3 protein-coding genes are annotated in these 2,544 nt (G+C 70.0%); all 3 read left to right on the top strand.

The features are described from left to right. Positions 1-141: 141 nt before the first annotated feature. Entirely contained in the window at positions 142-471 is a 330-nt protein-coding gene (locus tag ACLBKU_RS17635) for a TrbC/VirB2 family protein (protein ID WP_410180881.1), read from the top strand. Positions 472-477: 6 nt separating this feature from the next. Then, complete coding sequence (locus ACLBKU_RS17630; RefSeq protein ID WP_410178903.1) at positions 478-762, top strand: type IV secretion system protein VirB3; 285 nt, start codon at positions 478-480, stop codon at positions 760-762. A 12-nt stretch (positions 763-774) separates the two neighbouring features. Further along, on the top strand, positions 775-2,544 hold a 1,770-nt coding region (locus tag ACLBKU_RS17625; protein ID WP_410180880.1), incomplete at its 3' end, for a VirB4 family type IV secretion/conjugal transfer ATPase.

The raw sequence follows: 2,544 nt of genomic DNA, 5'->3' as shown, positions 1-2,544 counted from the left end.
TAACGCCGGGCCCGGCCGGGTCGAACGCGCGGGCGGCATCCCCAACATCCGCGAGACCCGCGGCTACGTCACCGCCATCATCGGCCGCCTCGCCAGCCATTCCCGCGCGCAGGGGCAGTGACCGCTCCGCGCTCCCAGACCATGAAAGCCAAGACCATCACGATGACCCGCAAGTTCCTTCCCGCCCGTCTCGCCGCCGCCCTGACGCTCGCGCTCGCCCACGGGGCGGCTCACGCGCAGAATGCCGATCCGGCGGGCTCGGGCCCGATCAACAACGCGCTGCTGTGGCTCCAGGGGACGCTGCTCGGCACCGTCGCCACCACCGTCGCCGTGATGGCCGTCGCCGCGATCGGCTTCATGATGCTCACCGGCCGCATGAACTGGCGCTTCGGCGCGACCGTGATCGTCGGCGTGTTCATCCTGTTCGGCGCGACCACCATCGTCGCCGGCATCCAGTCGGCCGCCGGGTAAGCGCCCGTGAGCGAGCTCGTCCGCCACCCCGTCCACCGCGCGCTCACCCGCCCGCAGATGTTCCTGGGGGTGACGATGAACTTCTTCATCATCAACCTGATGGTGACGACGATCGCCTTCCTGATCCTCAAGAGCTGGTGGATCCTGCCGGTCCCCGCGGTGATGCACGCGATCGGCTACTTCGCGTCGCTGCGCGAACCGCGCATCTTCGACCTGTGGATCACCAAGGTCTCGCGCTGCCCGCGCGTGCCCAACTACAAGCGCTGGGGGTGCAATTCCTATGCCCCGTAAGGAGTGCCGCTGATGGCCAAGACATGGCTCGGAGCCGCCGCGTGGAGCGCCAAGGAAGCCCGCGTCGGCGACCGCCTCCCCTATGCCCGGCTGATCGATGCGAGCACCGTGCTGCTGCGCGACGGCTCTGTGATGAGCGCGATCCAGGTCCCCGGCCTCCTGTTCGAGACCGAGGATTCCGACGCCCTCAACGCCCATGCCGCGACCCGCGAGGTGATGCTGCGCTCGGTGCTCGATGCGCGCTTCGTGCTTTATCACCACGTGATCCGCCGCCGCGTCGAGGTCGAGCTCGATGCCGCGTTCCCCGATCCCCTCTCGCGCCACATCGACTCGCGCTGGAAGGAGCGGCTGGCGGGCGGCTCGCTGTTCATCAACGACCAGTTCGTCACCCTGATCCGCCGCCCCGCGCGCGGCAAGACGGGCCTGCCCGAGCGCATGGCCAAGCTCTTCTCCCGCGCGGGCCAGGACGAGCTCGAGGCCGATCCGCGTGACCTCAAGAGCCTCAAGGCCGCGGTCACCGGCCTCGTCGCCTCGCTCCAGCAATATGGCGCCGCGGTGCTCGGCGACTACCAGGCGCCCGATGCCGGGGGCACGAATTCGGAGATGCTCGAGCTCTTGAGCGCGCTCTACAATGGCGAGATGCGCCCGGTCCGCCGCCCCGCGCCCGAGACCGACATCGGCCATATGCTCCCCTATCGCCGCGCCTCCTTCGGGCTCGACGCGATGGAGCTGCGCGGCAGCGCCGCCCCGGACTTCGCCGCGATCATGGGCCTCAAGGACTATCCCGAGGCGACCTCGCCGGGGCTGCTCGACAACCTCCTCAGGCTCCCCTTCGAGATGGTCGTCACTGAGAGCTATGCCCCCAACGAGCGGACCACCGCGCGCGAACGCATCGACCTTGCGCTGAGGCGCTCGCGTTCGGTCGACGAGGACGCCGCGGCCGAGCGCGCCGAGATGCTCGCCGCACGCGATGCGCTCGGCAACGGCGCGGTCGGCTTCGGCGACCATCACCTCACCGTGCTGGTCCGCGAGCGCACGCTCGACCGGCTCGACGAGGCGGTCGCCGCCTGCGGGGCCGCGCTCGCCGACACCGGCGCGATCGCGGTGCGCGAGGACACCAACCTCGAACCCGCCTTCTGGGCGCAGTTCCCCGGCAACGAGGAATACATCGTCCGCCGCGCGCTGATCTCCTCGGCCAACATGGCGGGCTTCGGCAGCTTCCACGGCTTCGCGCTGGGGCAGGCCTCGGGCAACCACTGGGGCGATGCCGTCACCCTGCTCGAGACGACCAGCGCCACCCCGTTCTTCTTCAACTTCCACCACGGCGACCTCGGCAACTTCTCGGTGATCGGCCCGTCGGGCTCGGGCAAGACCGTGGTGATGAACTTCCTCGCCGCGCAGGCACAGAAGTTCAGCCCCCGCACGATCCTCTTCGACAAGGACCGCGGCGCGGAGCTGTTCATCCGCGGCATCGGCGGGCGCTACGACCGGATCAGCCCCGGCCAGCCTGCCGGCTTCAACCCGCTGTCGCTCCCCGACGCGCCGGCCAACCGCGCTTTCCTGCGCGACTGGCTGGCGGTGCTGCTCAAGGCCGATGGCCCCGAGGAGTTCGCGACGATCAGCGCCGCGGTCGATGCGACCTACGCCAATGATCCCTCGCTGCGGCGCCTCCGGCACTTCAAGGAGCTGCTCGCAGGCACCCGCCGCCCGACGCCGGGCGACCTTGCCGACCGGCTCGCGGCGTGGATCGGGGAGGGCGAGCACGCCTGGCTCTTCGACAAT

This window comes from Erythrobacter sp. NE805 (assembly GCF_046452355.1).
In the GTDB taxonomy this organism is placed as follows: Bacteria; Pseudomonadota; Alphaproteobacteria; order Sphingomonadales; family Sphingomonadaceae; genus Erythrobacter.
The sequence above is the reverse complement of the archived record's forward strand: the minus strand, read 5'-3'. Positions and strand labels throughout refer to the sequence as shown.

Excerpts from the sequence above, each read along its gene's own strand:
- ACLBKU_RS17635 (WP_410180881.1), top strand. The coding sequence starts at position 142 with ATGAAAGCCAAGACCATCACGATGACCCGCAAGTTCCTTCCCGCCCGT.